16 protein-coding genes are annotated in these 18010 nt (G+C 62.5%); 8 read left to right on the plus strand and 8 right to left on the minus strand.

The genetic code is table 11. The features are described 5' to 3' along the window. Positions 1-48: 48 nt before the first annotated feature. On the plus strand, positions 49-630 hold the full coding sequence (locus AC0L15_RS02050) for a TetR/AcrR family transcriptional regulator (RefSeq protein WP_287246252.1): 582 nt from the start codon (positions 49-51) through the stop codon (positions 628-630). Positions 631-1152: 522 nt separating this feature from the next. Continuing rightward, positions 1153-2211, plus strand: a complete 1059-nt coding sequence (locus tag AC0L15_RS02055; protein WP_287246600.1) for an alpha-hydroxy acid oxidase — start codon at positions 1153-1155, stop codon at positions 2209-2211. 781 nt (positions 2212-2992) lie between these two features. On the opposite strand, the gene edd is transcribed toward AC0L15_RS02055, so the two are convergent. The 3 genes from edd to zwf all read right to left on the minus strand — a co-directional run bounded on the left by edd (position 2993) and on the right by zwf (position 7071). Next, positions 2993-4837 (minus strand): phosphogluconate dehydratase, encoded by a 1845-nt coding sequence (gene edd / locus AC0L15_RS02060; RefSeq protein WP_473495841.1) that lies wholly within the window; start codon positions 4835-4837, stop codon positions 2993-2995. Between the two features lie 66 nt (positions 4838-4903). Continuing rightward, positions 4904-5620: a 6-phosphogluconolactonase gene (gene pgl / locus AC0L15_RS02065; protein WP_287239882.1), complete on the minus strand. Its 717-nt coding sequence runs from the start codon at positions 5618-5620 to the stop codon at positions 4904-4906. Beyond that, positions 5602-7071 carry a glucose-6-phosphate dehydrogenase gene (gene zwf, locus AC0L15_RS02070; RefSeq protein WP_287239880.1) on the minus strand — a complete coding sequence of 490 codons (1470 nt, stop codon included), beginning with the start codon at positions 7069-7071 and terminating at the stop codon, positions 5602-5604. Before zwf ends, pgl begins: the two co-directional genes overlap by 19 nt. Positions 7072-7380: 309 nt before the next feature. Here zwf and AC0L15_RS02075 point away from each other — a divergent pair, with 309 nt between their 5' ends. Then, a complete protein-coding gene (locus AC0L15_RS02075; RefSeq protein WP_287246619.1) occupies positions 7381-8127 on the plus strand; it encodes an SDR family oxidoreductase in 747 nt (248 codons plus the stop codon). Between the two features lie 212 nt (positions 8128-8339). On the opposite strand, the gene AC0L15_RS02080 is transcribed toward AC0L15_RS02075, so the two are convergent. The 4 genes from AC0L15_RS02080 to AC0L15_RS02095 all read right to left on the minus strand — a co-directional run bounded on the left by AC0L15_RS02080 (position 8340) and on the right by AC0L15_RS02095 (position 12673). Then, positions 8340-9182, minus strand: a complete 843-nt coding sequence (locus AC0L15_RS02080) for an SH3 domain-containing protein (RefSeq protein ID WP_287246528.1) — start codon at positions 9180-9182, stop codon at positions 8340-8342. A 227-nt stretch (positions 9183-9409) separates the two neighbouring features. Then, on the minus strand, positions 9410-10693 hold the full coding sequence (locus AC0L15_RS02085; protein WP_287246529.1) for an NAD(P)/FAD-dependent oxidoreductase: 1284 nt from the start codon (positions 10691-10693) through the stop codon (positions 9410-9412). A gap of 129 nt (positions 10694-10822) precedes the next feature. Then, entirely contained in the window at positions 10823-11188 is a 366-nt protein-coding gene (locus tag AC0L15_RS02090) for a four helix bundle protein (protein ID WP_287246530.1), read from the minus strand. 48 nt (positions 11189-11236) lie between these two features. Further along, positions 11237-12673 (minus strand): glutamine synthetase family protein, encoded by a 1437-nt coding sequence (locus tag AC0L15_RS02095; RefSeq protein WP_287246531.1) that lies wholly within the window; start codon positions 12671-12673, stop codon positions 11237-11239. 148 nt (positions 12674-12821) lie between these two features. On the opposite strand from AC0L15_RS02095, the gene AC0L15_RS02100 reads away from it, so the two are divergent. The 5 genes from AC0L15_RS02100 (at position 12822) to AC0L15_RS02120 (ending at position 17333) form a co-directional block, all read left to right on the plus strand. Beyond that, the gene (locus tag AC0L15_RS02100; RefSeq protein ID WP_287285166.1) at positions 12822-13535 is read left to right on the plus strand and encodes an HAD family hydrolase; all 714 of its coding nucleotides are present in this window, start codon (positions 12822-12824) and stop codon (positions 13533-13535) included. Between the two features lie 318 nt (positions 13536-13853). Next, a complete protein-coding gene (locus AC0L15_RS02105; protein ID WP_287246620.1) occupies positions 13854-14735 on the plus strand; it encodes a metal ABC transporter substrate-binding protein in 882 nt (293 codons plus the stop codon). After that, positions 14732-15637, plus strand: coding sequence for a manganese/iron ABC transporter ATP-binding protein (locus AC0L15_RS02110; RefSeq protein ID WP_287238014.1), 906 nt, complete (start codon positions 14732-14734; stop codon positions 15635-15637). The genes AC0L15_RS02105 and AC0L15_RS02110 overlap by 4 nt, the downstream gene beginning before the upstream one ends. Further along, on the plus strand, positions 15634-16491 hold the full coding sequence (sitC, locus tag AC0L15_RS02115; RefSeq protein ID WP_287246533.1) for an iron/manganese ABC transporter permease subunit SitC: 858 nt from the start codon (positions 15634-15636) through the stop codon (positions 16489-16491). Before AC0L15_RS02110 ends, sitC begins: the two co-directional genes overlap by 4 nt. Further along, a complete protein-coding gene (locus tag AC0L15_RS02120; RefSeq protein ID WP_287246534.1) occupies positions 16488-17333 on the plus strand; it encodes a metal ABC transporter permease in 846 nt (281 codons plus the stop codon). The genes sitC and AC0L15_RS02120 overlap by 4 nt, the downstream gene beginning before the upstream one ends. Before the next feature lie 137 nt (positions 17334-17470). On the opposite strand, the gene AC0L15_RS02125 is transcribed toward AC0L15_RS02120, so the two are convergent. Continuing rightward, complete coding sequence (locus AC0L15_RS02125) at positions 17471-17914, minus strand: Fur family transcriptional regulator (RefSeq protein WP_287223349.1); 444 nt, start codon at positions 17912-17914, stop codon at positions 17471-17473. Between the last annotated feature and the right edge of the window lie 96 nt (positions 17915-18010).

An 18010-nucleotide genomic window follows, 5' to 3' on the forward strand; every position in this document is an offset into this window, starting at 1 on the left:
ACTTTCGAAAGCCTAGGAGCAATGGCCAGGTCCGCGCATGAAACCCGGATGAAAATACTTGCATCCGCCTATCGATTGATACGGAGGCACGGTTTTGCCCGAGTGAAGATGAGCGACATTGCTGCCGGAGCATCTCTGACCAAGCGAACCCTTTACCACCACTTCGACAGCAAGGACGCCCTATTGGCAGCTATGCTCGATGCCCAGCACGACCTTGCCGTTGCTGCTTTCGTCAAGATGATTGACCGTCCAAAGCATGGACCGGAACAAGTCGTCGAGGGAATCTTCGCGGATTTAGCGAGTTGGTCGGCGACCAAACACTGGGAGGGATCAGGTTTCACAAGGCTGGCAATCGAGCTTGCTGATCTCCCGGGTCACCCGGCGCGACGGATGGCACGGCAACACAAGGCGACGCTGGAGCGCCTTTTGGCGGAGCGGCTGGAAAGCGACGGTATCTCGGATGCGGCAGTAGTTGCCCGCGAAATACTGCTTTTGACCGAGGGTGCCATGGTGCTGATCCTTATCCATGGCGACCGATCATATGCGAGCGCCGCCGCCGCCGCCGCTCAAGGGCTGTTTCGAATTCGTCGCCAGGCAGCAGTGATGGCAGATAGTCCGACGCCGACATAGGCGCACGTCAATATTGCGACTGCGATGGCGAACGCTGAAGGTGACGCCGCGCCCCAGAACAACTTTTGGTCTCAGTCTGCAGCATTCGCGACCTTCTTGCCCGTCTCGTGGCGCTTGCGCTCGCGCACGCCCTTCAGCGCGAAACAACTAACGCCACCCGCGAAACCTCAGGCGGCCGGGGCCTCGTCTCAACGCAGGCTGGAGCAACGACGATGAGTTAAACGCCTTGAGGCCAATCCTCCGGAGCCGCGCTCAGCTGTCGCTGTCAGCCGAGTGTGGAAGCTGGAGCCGAGATTTGGGTGGCCTTTGCTGAAAGTCGCTCTCGCGCACGAGAGTTGAATGTCCCCTATCGTTCTTCCTCCACCACAAACGGACCTACTGTTTCCGGCCCCGTTTCCGCCCCTCAGTCATCGGCGTTCGTTGTCCCGCGTGCCGTGCCGCAGCCTTGCGGCCAGCGGCCATATGCGCGAATGTTGTCTCTGGATTAGCCGACTTTTTTTGAGACGTTGACCGGAGTGGTCCATGCCGCTTGACATCGAAACCCGGTTTCTATGCCTGGCGGATCTTGAACCTGCGGCGCGAGAGTTATTGCCGCACGCTGTTTACGAGTTCATTGCCGCCGGTGCTGGCGAAGAAATCACCAAGCGCGATAACGAAGCCGCATTCGATCGCATCAGGTTAAGGCCGCGCGTGCTGCGCGATGTGACAAGGCTTGATACCGGGATTACGCTCTTCGGGCAAAGTCTGCCGCATCCGATCATGCTGGCCCCAATAGCATATCAGCGGCTGGTGCATCCGGAAGGCGAGATAGCCGCGGCGCGCGGCGCCGGAGTGGCGGAAGCGGTGTTCACTCTGGGTACCACGGCGACGGCGGCGATCGAAGATTGCGTGGCGGTGAGCCAGTCTCCAGTCTGGTTCCTGCTCTATTGGCAAAGCGACCGCTGTTTCAATGGTGAACTCGTATCGCGCATGGCGGCACTGGGCGCAAAGGCAATCAGCGTGACGGTCGACATGCCAACGCCAGGCGATCGCCGCAGGCAGTTCCGGGCAGGATTCAAAATTCCCGACAGCCTCGCAACGCCATACTTCAAGGACCGGAACACCGGCGTGCTCAAAGTTGGCACTGCGCAGCCGCGGGCCATGCCGACCTGGGCGGATATTGCCTGGCTGCGTTCCCTGACAACCCTGCCGCTTATCCTGAAAGGTATCCTCGATCCTGACGATGCCGAGCAGGCGATTGGAAGCGGTGCTGATGCTATCGCCGTATCAAACCACGGTTCGCGTAACCTCGACACCCTGCCGGCGACTATCGACGCCCTGCCCGCCATCGCGGAGCGGGTAGCCGGGCGGATTCCCATCATCCTCGACGGCGGCGTGAGGCGTGGCACAGACGTTTTGAAGGCGATTGCCCTGGGGGCAAGCGCAGTCATGATTGGCCGCCCCTATGTCTACGCCCTGGCAACGGGTGGTGCTGAGGGCGTAGCCCATTGTGTCAACCTGCTTCGCCGGGACTTCGAGGTGGCAATGGCGCTAACCGGCCGGGCGCGCGTTGGCGAAATCGACCAGTCGGTAATCTGGTGAAGCCGGCCCATTCCTCGGCCAAGTTCAGGATTGCACTTCGCTTTACCTCCGTCCCCGCCCTTTGTCCAACGAACGCCGGCCATAGCAAGGGGGCGGCTTTTGGACAGAAAACTTGGATTATGGGGACGCTCTCCACTCCTTACGCAGCGCTATTCTAAGCCCAAGAATTCGCGGCACTGATGGCAACGCCTGATCGGTTCTAGACCTCCATTGGATCATGCGCCTGTCAGATTTGGATCAGAATGCGTCCTTTCCCAGCATCTACCTGAATGGCCGCTTTGAGGACTCGCACCGTGAAGCTGACGGTCTGCTGTCGGCCCCACTGCGGTCATCCGATGTCCCTAAGGGGCCGCTCATGGCGCAACAACTATGTCCAAGGTGGTCGCCGGCAACGTCCGCTATTGGGCAACAGCGAAGATCACCTCAACGACCGACATGGGGCGCAAAGCTGCCGTCCACGTCGCGGCAGATGTCAGTCGTCTTTGGGTCACGAATGCTGGTTCCGGCCAATGTCGGCTTCCAGGACGAGAATTCGACTCCGGGGGGTCTCGAAAGGGTCAACTTATTCCGTAGTGCGAGCGAATCTGGACGACTGGAACGGGTCGACCTTTGCCGTTCCCTAACGACGCAGAACCACTCAACACTGCATCCCTCGATGTGTTTAATGCCCGTCTTAAGGAGATAGGACAGCATGTCTGCCCTGAAGGCAGCGTAGTGGCCAAAAGGGCAAAATAGCGTGGCAATCGACAACCGCCAAAAGGGCGGCCACGAGCCGCCCTTTTCACTGCAGCGCGAATTCCGCCGCGTTGTTTCCGAATGCGCTAGCGCCGTGGTCGGCACGGCCGACCATTTGCCGCAACCCGGCGAAAAGCTCGCGGCCGAAGCCGAATTCATTGCCGACAAGATCGCTGTCCGCCGCCCGCCGCAGCGCGAAATCGCCTGCCGGCACCAGCACTTCCAGCGTCCCAGTGTCGGCGTCGAGCCTGATGATGTCGCCGTCATGGATCCTGGCGATCGGCCCGTCCTCGACCGCCTCCGGCGTCACATGGATCGCCGCCGGCACCTTGCCGCTCGCGCCCGACATGCGCCCGTCGGTGACCAGCGCCACATGCTGGCCGCGATCCTGCAGCACGCCGAGCACGGTGGTCAGCTTGTGCAGCTCCGGCATGCCGTTGGCTTTCGGGCCCTGGAAACGGATGACGGCGATGAAATCGCCGGTCAACGTGCCGGCCTTGAACGCCTCGTTGAGCCCTTGCTGGCTGTCGAAAACCCTGGCAGGCGCCTCGAGGATGCGCCGTTCCGGTTTCACGGCGGAAGTCTTGATGACGGCGTGGCCGAGATTGCCGGAGAGCATCTTCAGCCCGCCCGTCGGCTGGAACGCCTTCTTGAACGGCGCCAGCACCTTCTCGTCGCCGCTTTCGCGGGGCGAGGCCTCGCGCACCACGCCGCCATCGGCGCCGAGCTTGGCCTCGACCGCATAAGGCCGCAGCCCCTCGCCCCAAACCGTCTGGACGTCCTCGTGCAATATTCCCTCGTCGAGCAGTTCGCGGATCAGGAAGCCGAGCCCGCCGGCTGCGTGGAAATGGTTCACGTCGGCAAGGCCATTCGGATAGACCCGCGCCAGCAGCGGCACGGCTTCCGAAAGGTCCGAAATATCCTGCCAGGTAATGGCGATGCCGGCCGCGGCCGCCATGGCGATCAGGTGGATGGTGTGATTGGTCGATCCGCCGGTGGCGTGCAGGCCGACGATGCCGTTGACGAACGAGCGCTCGTCAATCATCCGACCGACCGGCGTGTAGGCGTTGCCGAGCGCGGTGATCGCCAGCGCCCGCTTCGTCGCCTCCCGGGTCAGCGCGTCGCGCAACGGCGTACCGGGGTTGACGAAGGAGGCGCCCGGCGTGTGCAGGCCCATGATCTCCATCAGCATCTGGTTGGAGTTCGCCGTGCCGTAGAAGGTGCAGGTTCCCGGCCCGTGATAGGATTTGGACTCGGCCTCGAGCAGCTCGGCCCGTCCTGCCTTGCCTTCGGCATAGAGCTGGCGGACCTTGGCTTTCTCATCGTTGGGCAGGCCCGTCGTCATCGGCCCGGCCGGGATGAACACCGCCGGCAGATGGCCGAAGGTCAGCGCCGCGATCACCAGCCCCGGCACGATCTTGTCGCAGACGCCGAGATGGACGGCGGCGTCGAACATGTTGTGCGACAGGCCGATCGCCGCCGCCATGGCGATCACGTCGCGCGAGAACAGCGACAGCTCCATGCCGGGCTGGCCCTGGGTGACGCCGTCGCACATCGCCGGCACGCCGCCGGCGACCTGGGCAATGCCGCCGGCCTCGCGCGCCGCGTCCTTGATCAGTGCTGGAAATGTCTCGAAAGGCTGATGCGCCGACAGCATGTCGTTATAGGAGGTGATGATGCCGAGGTTCGGCACGCGGTCGCCGCCCAATGCCAGCTTTTCCGAAGGGCTGCACACGGCAAAGCCGTGGGCGAGGTTGCCGCAGGACAGCACGGCTCGGTTGGCGGTGCGGCTCGATGCCTCGGCGATGCGGGCGAGATAGGCCTCGCGCCCCGGTCTCGAGCGTTGGCGGATGCGCTCGGTGATGGCTTCGATGTCGCGTCTCGCGGTCATGGCGTCGGTCCTTTCAGGCGAGGTCCCGCAAACACGGTCCGTGCGGGACCCCTCGGCAAGTTGAAATCAGGGTGCCCAGAAAACCTGTACGGGTCTCTCGGCTGCGTCGAGCACGGCGCGAATGGGCTTTCGCGTGTCCGATGCCATCGCGCTTTCGAATGCCTTGCGCTTGTCCTCGCCCTCGATGTGCAGCGCGATGAAGCCGGCCCTGACGATCCGCGCCAGCGACAGCGTCAGCCGCGGCTCGCCGGCGCTTGTCGCGTGAACCGGGAGCACGACCCTTTCCGAGGACGGGTCGAGCAGTGTTTCCAGATTGTCGGCGTCAGGAAAAAACGACGCGGTATGGCCATCGGTTCCCATGCCAAGCACGACCACATCGAGCGGCCAGGGCAGCGACCGCAACATCCTGCTATCGGCCTCCGACGTGTTGCCGACGCTTTCTGCCTCTTGGTAGAGCGGCACGAAACGTGCGGCTGCGGCGGCGTGTTGCAAAAGATTGGCGGCGACCAGCGCGGCGTTGGAGCGCGGCGAGGAGACCGGCACGCAACGCTCGTCGACCAGCGTCACCGTGACCTTGTTCCAGGCGATCGGGATGCTCGAAAGCGATGCGAAAAATTTCGCCGGCGTCGTGCCGCCGGAAACGGCGAGCAATGCCGTGCCGCGCTCAGCGATCGCAGTGGTCAGCCGGCCTGCGACGTGGCCGGCAAGTGCAGCCGCCAGATCCTGGCGTTCGGCAAACGCGTGCCAGTTGTAGGCCTCGCTGTTCAATTGCTCTCGTGCCATGTCCGCCCGTCGCGTTCGATCAGCGCAATCGAGGCGGAGGGGCCCCATGTGCCGGCGGTATAGCCCTGCGCCTCCTGCCTGGCGCCTTCCCAGGCGTCCTGGATCGGGTCGATCCATTTCCACGCCGCCTCGACCTCGTCGCGGCGCATGAACAGCGTCTGGTTGCCACGGATGACGTCCATGATCAGTCGCTCATAGGCGTCGGGGGCGCGGCCGTCGAACGATTGCGCGAAGCTCATATCGAGCGGGATCTGGCGCAGCCGCATGCCGCCAGGCCCCGGATCCTTGATCATGATGAACTGCTTGACGCCTTCGTCGGGCTGCAGCCGGATGACCAGCTGGTTGGCCGAGATCGGCCCGGCGCTGTCGCCGAAGATCGAATGCGGGATCGGCTTGAATTCGATGACGATCTCCGAAACGCGTGTCGCCAGCCGCTTGCCCGTCCTGAGGTAGAACGGCACGCCCGCCCAGCGCCAGTTGCCGATTTCGGCCTTGAGCGCAACGAAGGTCTCGGTGTTGCTGTTTTTGCCGAGCTCCTCGACATAGCCTTTCACCGGCCCGCCGGCCGAGGCCCCGGCACGGTACTGGCCGCGTACCGTGTGCTTGGGCGCTTCATTGCCGTTGATGCGTTTCAGCGCGCGCAACACCTTCAGCTTTTCGTCGCGCACGGCGTCGGCGTCCATAGACGACGGCGCCTCCATGGCGACGAGGCAGAGAAGCTGCAGCATGTGGTTCTGCACCATGTCGCGCAACGCGCCCGCCTTGTCGTAATAGGTGACGCGGTCTTCGAGGCCGACGGTCTCGGCCACGGTGATCTGCACATGATCGACATTGGCGGAATTCCACAGCGGCTCGTAGAGCGCATTGGCAAAGCGCAGCGCCATCAGGTTCTGCACCGTTTCCTTGCCGAGATAGTGATCGATGCGGAAAATCTGGCTTTCATGGAAATCGTCGCCGACCAAATCGTTGAGCTCGCGCGCGGAGGCGAGATCGCGCCCGATCGGCTTCTCCAGCACGATGCGCGAGTTCGGCGTGATCAGTCCGTTCTCTTTCAGCTTGTGCGAGATGTCGCCGAACAGCGCCGGCGCAACCGCCAGATAGAAGGCGCGGATGCATTCGCTGTCGCCGATCGCCGTCTTCAATTTGTCGAAGCCAGCGCCGGTCGTCGCGTCAGCCGAGACGTAGGAAAGCCGGGCAAGGAAGGTCTCCAGCTCGGCGGCGTCGATATCGGCCGGTTTCACATGGTCGGAAATCGCCTGCCTGGCGAAAGCCTGGAATTCCTCGTCGGTCATTCTCGAGCGCGACGTGCCGATGATGCGCGTCGGTTCGGAAAATTGGTGGCCGCGCTGGCGATGATAGAGTGACGGCAAAAGCTTGCGTTCCGACAGATCGCCGGTGCCGCCGAAAATGATGAAGTCGAAAGGGTCGACAGGAATGATCTGGCTGGTCATGGTCTGTCCGCTCTGACGCCGCTCGCTGGTGTACGGGTGGATATAATCTAATCGATTTAGATTTTCCAGTGACATGGCGTCACATCCCAGGGCCAATCGGGTGTTTGCCGATTGTTCTGAGGTGTGCCCTTGACACTGGCGCAACCCGGACGCTTGTCGGCGAGGTGGTTCCGGGAGGCCTTCGCAAATGCAGCATAGAGCGGGATCGAGGCGAAAGCCAAAGGAGAAATCGAGAGTATTTTTGATCTTTCGGCGGCCATTGCCGGAGGCTGCCGGAGCGGGGAGACTTCAATCATGAGTGAGAAAGCCATGCGCCTGGAAAACAAAGTTGCCATCATCACCGGTGCCGCGTCAGGCTTCGGCGAGGGCATGGCCAAGCGTTTTGCCGAGGAGGGCGCCAAGGTCGTTGTCGCCGACCTCAACGCCAAGGGCGCCGAACGCGTCGCCAACGAGATCGGCCGGGCGGCGATCTGGACCCAGACGGACGTCTCGACCCGTTCCGAGTTCGACGAGATGGTCCATGCCGCAAACAGTGCGTTTGGCCGCATCGACATCATGGTCAACAATGCCGGCTACACCCATCGCAACGGCGATATGCTCGAGGTCGACGAGACGACCTTCGATCTGATCACGGCCGTCAACATGAAGGCGATCTACCACGCTGCTCTGGCTGTCGTGCCGGTGATGGACAGGCAAGGCGGCGGCGTCATCCTGACCACGGCCTCGACCGCCGGCATCAGGCCGCGGCCCGGCCTCACCTGGTACAATGCGTCGAAGGGCTGGGCGATCACCGCGACCAAATCCATGGCGGTGGAACTCGCGCCGAAGAACATCCGCGTCAACTGCCTGTGCCCGGTCGCCGGCGAGACCGGCATGCTGGAAAAATTCATGGGCGCCGACACGCCCGAAATCCGCGAGAAATTTCGCGCGTCGATCCCGCTTGGCCGGCTTTCGACGCCGCTCGACATAGCCAACGCGGCGCTCTGGCTGGCTTCGGACGAGGCGGCCTTCATCACTGGCGTGGCGCTGGAGGTCGACGGCGGACGGTGCATCTGAGCCGTCCGGCCCTCGCACCCGGGCGGCTGATTGGCAGCAGCCAAATGAGCCGTGGGCAACGTCAAGGAATGGCCTGACCGGCCCTAAAGCGCGTCGCCTTTGAATCGACTCATGCGACGCGCTTTGGGTTCCTGTTTTTATGCATGTCGTTGTCGCAAAACCGCTGCGCACCCTCGCTTCAAGCCCGAGGGCATGCTTTTGCGCGACATGCATCAGGCGCCGGTCTTGACGAAGCTCTTGTAGATCCAGCCGCGTTTGCCGTTGTAGACGATCTGGCACCATTTCTTGCAGCCCATCACCTGAACCGAGGTCTTGGCGGGAATGGTGACGATGGCGGCCGCACTGTTCTTCGGACCGGTGCGCATGGTGACGCCCCTGAGGATGCGTCCGGTATCTGCCGCGCTTGCTGGCTTGGCCTCGACTTTGGCCTTGGTGCCATCCTTCTGTGTCGCGGCCGGCAGCGGCTTCGGGGTCGAGATGGCGGCGGTTGGCGCACCGTCCGTCGCCGCCTTGGCGGGAGCAGCGACTTTGGCAATCAATGCTGCCACTTTGGTTTTCGCTGCCGGATCGGCGAATGCCGCCGCAGTGGACGGCTTGTCTGCTTTTTCAGCCTGGCCCGCCGTCTCGCCGCCCCCCGTCTGGCCGGATGTGGTCTTCGGTCCCGATCCTGTCCAGCGAGGGTCATTGGGCGCCAGCGCCGCTATCTCGGCCTTCGCTGCAACCACCGCCGACGAAATCGCATCGGTCTTGCTTGCAGCCTGCTGTGCCGCTTCTATCCTCGCGGCCGCGGCCGCGGCCGGCACGATCCTTGTCGTTTTCACCGGAATGCTGGAAACGATCTGCTCGGGACTGGCGACCGCTTGTCTCTCGGTGGCCGGCAATGCCAGCCATAGCGCCATCGCTGCCACGCCAAGCAGCGCTGCTGTGCCAAACGCGGCGATGACCAGATGCAGGTTCGACCGGATTTGCCGCCAGAACCTGGGCTGCATGTCGTAGCCAAACTGCATCGCAAAGCGCCGTCGTTCCGGCGCGCCGAAACTGAAGGGCTCTCTCACTGTTACAACCTCCATTTGCGGGCCAACGTTCTTACGACCTGTGCCGGAAACCGGCATCTGGTCGGCATCGGTCCCAATCCAACGCGGGCAGGCCCGCAAAATCCCCCTTCGACTGCCCAGAACCGGCATCCTTTGCCGGCGATTGTGGCATCACTGCGCCCTGGCCGGGCGGATTCTGCACGTTTACCATCGATTCTGCAACTTGCAAGGGATTTTGCAACCTGTGGTTATATGCGGTCCCTCAAGGCATACCAGTTGAGCGCAAGAAACAGCAGAGGCGCGCGCAAGCGCCGGCCCCCGGGAAAGGCCGGGATGTTCAGGTCCTCGATCAGCCTCAGCCGGTCCCGGTTGCCGGCGACGGTTTCGGCATAGAGCTTGCCGAAAAAGTTAGACAGCATGACGCCGTGGCCGGAATAGCCGCCGACCGAGATCACATTGGGCATCACCTCGCGCACGAACGGTTTTCTCGGTATCGTGATGCCGACATAGCCGCCCCAGCCATGGGTGATCTCGACATCCCTGAGGTCAGGGTAAAGCTCGGTGATCTGCCGGCGGATGTGGACATGGATGTCTTTCGGATCGTTGACCGCGTAGATCTCGCGCCCGCCGAACAGCAGCCGCCCATCCGTCGATTTGCGGAAGTAGCGCACGACGAAGCGGGAATCGTCGACCGCCTCACCGCCCGGCAACACGTTTGAATCCGCAAGCGGCACCGTCGCGCCGATGAAGGAGCCGATCGGCATAATATGCGCGGCACTGATCGGCTCGAGCGTGCCGCCATGGGCGTTGACGCCGATCAGACATTTTTCGGCTGATATCGTGCCTTTCGGCGTCGTGACCCTGACCTTGCCGCCAACGGACGCGATGGCGGTCGCCGGCGTCTGCTCGAACAGCTGCGCGCCCGCCTGCGCCGCCACTTTTGCCGTGCCGATCACCAGCTTCAACGGATGGATGTGCCCGGTGCCGGTGTCGCGGGTGCCGCCGAAATAGCGCGCCGAGCCCAACCGCTCCGCCGTCTCCCTGGCGTCCATGAAGCTGATGTGCGGATAGCCGAAGCGGTTCGCCATGATCTCGGCATGCCCCTTGTAGTCGTCGACGTAGCGCTGCTTGTGCGCCACCGACATCTGTCCGGGCATGTAGTCGATCTCGATCTTGTTGACGGCGGCGAATTCGAGGAGATGCGCCTTGGCCTCTTCGGCGAGTTCGAACAGCGCCTTGGCCCGGGAAAAGCCGTATTCCGCTTCGAGCTCCTCGGCCCAGGCGCGCTGACCGGTGCCGAGCTGGCCGCCATTGCGGCCCGATGCGCCGTCGCCGAAACGATGCGCTTCGACCAGCACGACATTGCTGCCGGCCCTGGCGAGGTGCACCGCCGCCGACAGGCCGGTAAAACCGCCGCCAACGACGACGACGTCGCACCTCAGGTCACCGTCGAGCGCCTTGTATTCGGGCCGCGGCCCGGCCGTGTCCTCATACCAGGAGCGGCCGGGGGAGATTGCGGATTGGTAGGGCATGATGCTCGGAGTAGGGGAGTAGGGGAGTAGGGCAGTAGGGCAGTAGGGCAGTAAGGCAGTAGGGCAGTAAGGCAGTAGGGCAGTAGGGCAGTAGGGCAGTAGGGCAGTAGGGCAGTAGGGCAGTAGGAGCTATTCAGGTGACAATTTGCGGATCAGAAGGCGCAGTAGCGTCCCTACGCTCTCGCTGCGGTTCATCAAAGGTTCGACCGCCTCGTGCGAGGCGATTCCGACACGGTGCGCAATCATAAGATGCGTCTCCAGTTCTTTGAGTGATCCTTGGGCGATCCTGAGAAATTGCTGATAGGAAGCTCGACTCTCTCGGCCGTAACCCTCAGCGATGTTGGCAGGCACTGAGGTAGCTGCCCGACGCACCTGACCTGTCATTCCATAGATCTCGTCTTTCGGCCAAGCTCGTGTCACTTCATAGATTGATACTGCCAGGTCTATTGCCTGCTGCCAGACGATCAGATCCCTGTAAGATTCGATTTTCGCCATTACGTGCCGCCCCTACTGCCCTACTGCCGTACTCCCCTACTCCCCTTCCTAAACATTCAACAACAGGTACTCCCGCTCCCACGGGCTGATCACTTCCATGAAGGTCTCGAATTCCGCCCGCTTGATCGCTGCATAGGTGGCGGCGAACGACTTGCCGAGCAGCGCGCAGAGTTCCTCGTCGGCTTCGAACAGGTCGACCGCCTCGAGCAGGCTGCGCGGCAGGTCGATCTCGGCCGCGTTGGCGGTGGTGAGGACCGGCGGTTCGGCCTTGATCTTGTTGGTCATGCCGATTAGCCCGCAGGCGAGCGATGCGGCCATCGCCAGATAGGGATTGGCGTCGGAGGAGGGGATGCGGTTCTCGACGCGTCTGGCTGCCGGGTCGGAGCGCGGGACGCGGAAGGCGGTGGTGCGGTTGTCGTAGCCCCATTTGTTGTTGACCGGCGCCGAAGCCGACTGCGTCAGGCGGCGATAGGAATTGACGTAGGGCGCAAACATCACCAGCGCGTTCGGCACATGTTTCTGCATGCCGCCGAGGAAATGGAAGAAGGCTTCGGTTTCCGAGCCGTCCTCGGCAGAAAAGACGTTCCTGCCGGTCTTCTTGTCGATGATCGATTGGTGGATATGCATGGCCGACCCGGGCTGCCCCTGGATCGGCTTGGCCATGAAGGTGGCATAGATCTCATGCTTCAGCGCCGCCTCGCGGATGGTGCGCTTGAACATGAACACCTGGTCGGCCAGTTCGATCGGGTCGCCGTGGCGCAGATTGATCTCGAGCTGGCCGGCGCCTTCCTCGTGGATCAGCGTGTCGATCTCCAGGCCCTGGCTTTCGGAGAAATGGTAGATGTCGTCGATCAGTTCGTCGAACTCGTTGACGCCGGCGATCGAATAGCCGGCGCCACCGCCGATCGCCCGTCCCGAACGCCCGACCGGCGGGGTCAGCGGGTAGTCCGGATCGGGATTCTTGCGCACCAGGTAGAACTCGATCTCGGGCGCCACCACCGGCTTCAGCCCGTGCTTGTCGTAAGCGGCAAGCACACGCTTCAGCACGTTGCGCGGCGTGAACTCGACCGAGCGGCCGTCCTGGTGGACGAGGTCGCAGATGACCGCCGCCGTCGGGTCCTCTTCCCACGGCACCACGGTCAGCGTCGAAAGGTCCGGCATCAGCTTGAGGTCGCCGTCGTCTTCCGGATAGTTGAAGCCGTTGCCGTTCTCGGGGTAGCCGCCGGAGATCGTCGTCATGAACACCGCCGAAGGCAGCGCCAGCGAGGTGTTGGAGGTGAATTTCTTCGACGGCATCATCTTGCCGCGCGCAACGCCGGCCTGGTCGGGCGTGATGCATTCGATATCCTCGATGCCGCGCCACGCCAGCCAAGCGCCGACTTCCTTCCAGTTTTTCACACCACGTTGATTTTTCACGAAGGCAGGCGTGCGGATACGTCCTCCGCGGCTCGACGGACGGACTTCCTTTTTTGCAGGCGGCATCATTCACCAGATTGGGTTGCGGATTTGGGAGTATAGCCGGGGCCGGTGATGGAAGGGAAGGGGAGCCGGCCCTGCCTTCGCCGCCAGTTGAAAATCGCCCCAAGCAGGCTAGGTTCGACGCAAGTTCAATGACCTCGTTTGAAGACGTCGAATGCGGAACCATGAATTGACCACGATCGGCTTCGATGCCGATGACACGCTCTGGCAGAACGAGCAGTTCTTCCGCATCACCGAAAAGCGCTTTGCCGCGCTGCTCGCCGATCATGCCGAGGAGGAGCACATCTCGGCAAGATTGCTGGAGGCCGAGAAGCGCAACCTCGCCGTTTACGGCTTCGGCATTAAGGGGTTTACCCTGTCGATGATCGAAACGGCGATCGAGATTACCGAGGGCCGCGCGCCGGCCTCGGTCATCGCCGAAATTCTCGCCGCGGGCCGCGAGATGCTTGGCCATCCGATCGAGGCGCTGCCTCATGCGCGCGAAACCGTTGAAAAACTGGCGGGTGCCTATCGCCTGGTGCTGATCACCAAGGGCGACCTTTTCGATCAGGAACGCAAGCTGGCGCAATCGGGCCTCGGTGACCTGTTCGATGCCGTCGAGATCGTCAGCGACAAGAGCCCCGCTACTTATATCAGCATCTTCAGCCGCCACGGCGATGGCGCCGAAAAAAGCATGATGGTCGGCAATTCGCTCAAGTCGGACGTGGTGCCGGCCATCGAGGCCGGCAGTTGGGGCATCCACGTGCCGCATGAGCTGACCTGGGCGCTGGAACATGTCGAGACGCCGGTCACCGCGCCTCGCTTCCGCCAGATAGCCGATCTCTCGGAATTGCCCCGGCTGGTCGAAAGCATCGGGAAAGCCGGCTGATCGCATGTCTCGGCGTCGAACCGGACGTGCGCGGCAGGCGTATCGATGCCGACATAGCGCGTCGCAATCCTTGTTGTTCGCTCCGCCAAAGAGCCGCGCTGTGGCTGACCCTCCATCGTGCGGCCCTCCATCGCGCGGCCCCTCCATCGCGCGGCTCTTGAACAATCGATGCTGTAAAATCGTTTTCTACTTGCAAATCAGTCGCAATTGCAGAATATGCGACAAGCGCGGCGTCACAGCGCCCGCGCGGCATGCGAGTAATCGCGACAGGAGATTTTGATGATCGAGAGATACGGGCGATGGGTTGCCGTCGGGTTGATGGCTGCGGTTTTCGCTGCGGCAGTGGCTTCAAGCCCAGCGAAAGCGCAGGAAAAATTCAAGGCCGTGACGACCTTCACCGTCATCGCCGACATGGCGAAGAACGTGGCGGGCGACGCAGCGATCGTGGAATCGATCACCAAGCCGGGGGCGGAGATCCACAATTACGCGCCGACGCCGGGCGACATTCAGCGGGCTCAGGGCGCAAAGCTCATTCTGTGGAACGGGCTCAACCTCGAAGTCTGGTTCGAAAAATTCTTCCAGAACCTCAGCGACGTGCCCGGCGCCATCGTCTCCGAGGGCGTCCAGCCGATGAGCATCGCCGAGGGACCCTATACCGGCAAACCGAATCCGCATGCCTGGATGTCGCCGACAAACGCGCTGATCTACGTCGACAACATCCGCGACGCCTTCGTCGAGCACGATCCGGCGCATGCCGAGACCTACAACGCCAATGCGGAAGCCTACAAGGCAAAGATAGAGGCGGCCGTCGCGCCGATCCGCGATAAGCTTGCCTCGATCCCGCAGGACAGGCGCTGGCTGGTGTCGAGCGAAGGCGCTTTCTCCTACCTCGCACGCGATTTCGCGCTGAAGGAGCTTTATTTGTGGCCGATCAACGCTGACCAGCAAGGCACCCCACAGCAGGTTCGCAAGGTGATCGACGCCGTCAGGGACAACAAGATCGTCGCCGTCTTCAGTGAAAGCACCGTGTCGGACAAGCCGGCCCGGCAGGTCGCGCGCGAGACGGGGGTCCATTACGGTGGCGTGCTCTACGTCGATTCCCTCAGCGAGGCGGACGGCCCGGTGCCGACCTATATCGACCTGCTGCGTGTGACATCGGATACAATTCAGAAAGGCCTCGCCGCAGGGCTGTCGCAATGAACGAAGCCGTTCCGCCTCTTGCCGCCGCGTCCGAGGATGCGGGAGGCGGTCTCGCCGTGCGCGGCGCGACCGTCACCTACCGCAACGGCCTCACGGCGCTGCGCGATGCGAGCTTTGAAATTCCGACAGGCACGATCACGGCACTTGTCGGTGTCAACGGCTCGGGCAAGTCGACGCTGTTCAAAGCCATCATGGGCTTCGTGCGGCTGGCAAAGGGAGAGATTCTTGTTCTCGGACGGCCGGCCGCGGCCGCGCTGAGGAAGAACGTCGTCGCCTATGTGCCGCAGGCCGAGGAGGTCGACTGGGACTTTCCAGTACTGGTCGAGGACGTCGTCATGATGGGGCGTTACGGCCATATGGGCATGATGCGCATTCCGAAGGCTGCTGATCGCGAGGCGGTTACATCGGCGCTTGCGCGTGTCGGCATGAGCGATTTCCGCAAGCGCCAGATCGGCGAGCTTTCGGGCGGGCAGAAGAAGCGCGTCTTTCTCGCTCGGGCGCTGGCGCAGGACGGGCGCGTCATCCTGCTCGACGAGCCCTTCACTGGCGTCGACGTCAGGACCGAGGACGCTATCATCGAACTGCTGCGCGCGCTCCGGGACGAAGGCCGGGTGATGCTGGTCTCGACGCATAATCTGGGTAGCGTGCCGGAGTTCTGCGACCGTGCCGTGCTGCTCCGGAACACGGTCCTTGCCTACGGGCCGACAGGCCAGACCTTCACGCAGGCGAACCTGGAAAAGGCTTTCGGCGGCGCCTTGCGTCATTTCGTGCTGGGCGGAGCCGGGCTGCATGAGGACGACGACAGGCGCCGCCTTGCCGTCATCACCGACGACGAGCGGCCACTGGTCTTCTACGGAGAGAACGGAGCCATGCAGCACAAGATGCGGGAACCGGACGAATGAGTGTCCTGCTCGAGCCGTTCGGCTACGAATACATGCTCAACGCGATGTGGGTGTCGGCCCTGGTCGGTGGTGTCTGCGCCTTCCTGTCCTGCTATCTGATGCTGAAAGGCTGGTCGCTGATCGGTGACGCGCTCTCGCATTCGATCGTGCCGGGCGTCGCCGGCGCCTATATGCTGGGCCTTCCCTTCTCGATCGGCGCCTTCTTCTCCGGCGGGCTCGCCGCTGCGGCGATGCTCTTCCTCAACCAGCGCACCAAGCTGAAGGAAGACGCCATCATCGGCCTGATCTTCTCCTCCTTCTTCGGCCTCGGCTTGTTCATGGTGTCGCTGTCGCCGACCTCGGTGAATATCCAGACGATCGTGCTCGGCAACATCCTGGCCATCACTCCGGAAGACACGCTTCAGCTCGCCATCATAGGCTTCGTCTCGCTCGCCGTCCTGCTGGTGAAATGGAAGGATCTGATGGTGGTCTTCTTCGACGAGAGCCATGCCCGCTCGATCGGCCTCAACCCGAGCGCGCTCAAGATCATGTTCTTCATGCTGCTATCGGCCTCCACGGTCGCCGCGCTTCAGACCGTCGGCGCCTTCCTGGTCATCTGCATGGTGGTGACCCCCGGCGCGACCGCCTATCTTCTGACGGACCGCTTTCCGCGCCTGCTGGTCATCGCGGTCGTCATCGGCGCGGCGACGAGTTTCACCGGCGCCTATGCCAGCTATTTCCTCGACGGCGCCACCGGCGGCATCATCGTCGTGCTGCAGACGCTGATCTTTCTCGCCGCCTTCTTCTTCGCTCCCAAGCATGGAATGCTGGCAGCCCGCCGTCGCTCGGCGAGGGCCTTGGAGGCCAGCGTATGAGCATCCTCGATACACTGCTTACCCCCTTCCAGTTCGGCTTCATGGTCAATGCGCTGATTGCTTCGGTGCTGGTCGCCGTGCCGACGGCGCTGCTCTCCTGCTTTCTCGTTCTCAAGGGCTGGTCGCTGATGGGCGACGCCATCAGCCACGCCGTCTTTCCCGGCGTGGTCATCGCTTACATCCTCGGATTCCCCTATTCGATCGGCGCCTTCGCCGCCGGGATGGTCTGCGCTCTCGCCACCGGCTTCCTCAAGGACAATAGCCGCATCAAGCAGGACACGGTCATGGGCATCGTCTTCTCCGGCATGTTCGGCTTCGGCCTGGTGCTCTATGTAAAAATTCAGTCCGACGTGCATCTCGACCACATATTGTTCGGCGACGTTCTGGGCATCGGCCTGCGCGACATCGTCGAAACGGGGCTCATTGCTGCGATCACGGCCGGCATCATCGGCATCAAATGGCGCGACTTCCTGCTGCACGCCTTCGACCCGGCTCAGGCGCGCGCGGTCGGACTTCGGGTCAACCTGCTCCATTACGGCCTGCTTTGCCTGATCTCGCTCACCGTCGTCGGCGCGCTGAAGGCGGTCGGCATCATCATGGCCATCGCCATGCTGATCGCGCCCGGCGCCATCGCCTTCCTGCTGACAAGGAAGTTCAGCGCCATGCTGATCCTGTCGGTGGCGATCGCGGTCGCCGCATCGTTTCTAGGCGTCTATCTGTCCTTCTTCATCGACAGCGCACCGGCGCCGACAATCATTCTCATGCTGTCTGCCGCCTTCATCGCTGCCTTCGTCGTCACCACGCTCAAGGCGGGCCGAATGGAGCTTGGCGAGGAGGGCTAATGCATGTCGCCCAAAAGCATGCCCTCGGGCCTGACCCGCGGGTGCGCAGCGGTTTTGGGATAACGACATGCATAAAACAAGAACTTAAGCGCGTCGCATGAATCCCTTCAGACGCGACGCGCTTTGGAGACCGGCGGTCATTCCCTGGTTTGGCGAGAGCGTCGCGGTTTCTGGATCGGCTTCACGTAGATCTCCAGCCTGTGGCTGATGATCGTGAATCCGTGCTGTCGAGCGATTTCCTCCTGGAGCCGCTCGATCTCCGCCGACTGGAACTCGATGACATCTCCCGTCTCGATGTTGATGAGATGATCGTGATGCTCGCGGGGGACGGTTTCGTATCTGGCGCGCCGATCGCCAAAGGTGTGCCGCTCCAGAATGCCCTTTTCGCGCAGAAGGCTGACGGTGCGATAGACAGTGGCGAGCGCGATCGTCGGCTCGATTGCGACAACACGGCGATGGAGTTCCACCACATCCGGATGGTCGCTGGATTCGGATAGAACGCGCATGATGACGCGGCGCGGACCGGTGATGCGCAGTCCGAGTTCCCTGCAAAGCGCGGCGATGGTTTGTTCTGAGGACATGTCATGATCCGCCAATATCGACAGCCATGTCGCGAAGTCGGAACATGCCTGCGGATTTGTTCGAAGGTGCTATCCCAGATGCGTCGCAATTGCAAA

The sequence above is a fragment of the Mesorhizobium sp. WSM4846 genome, from assembly GCF_055811415.1.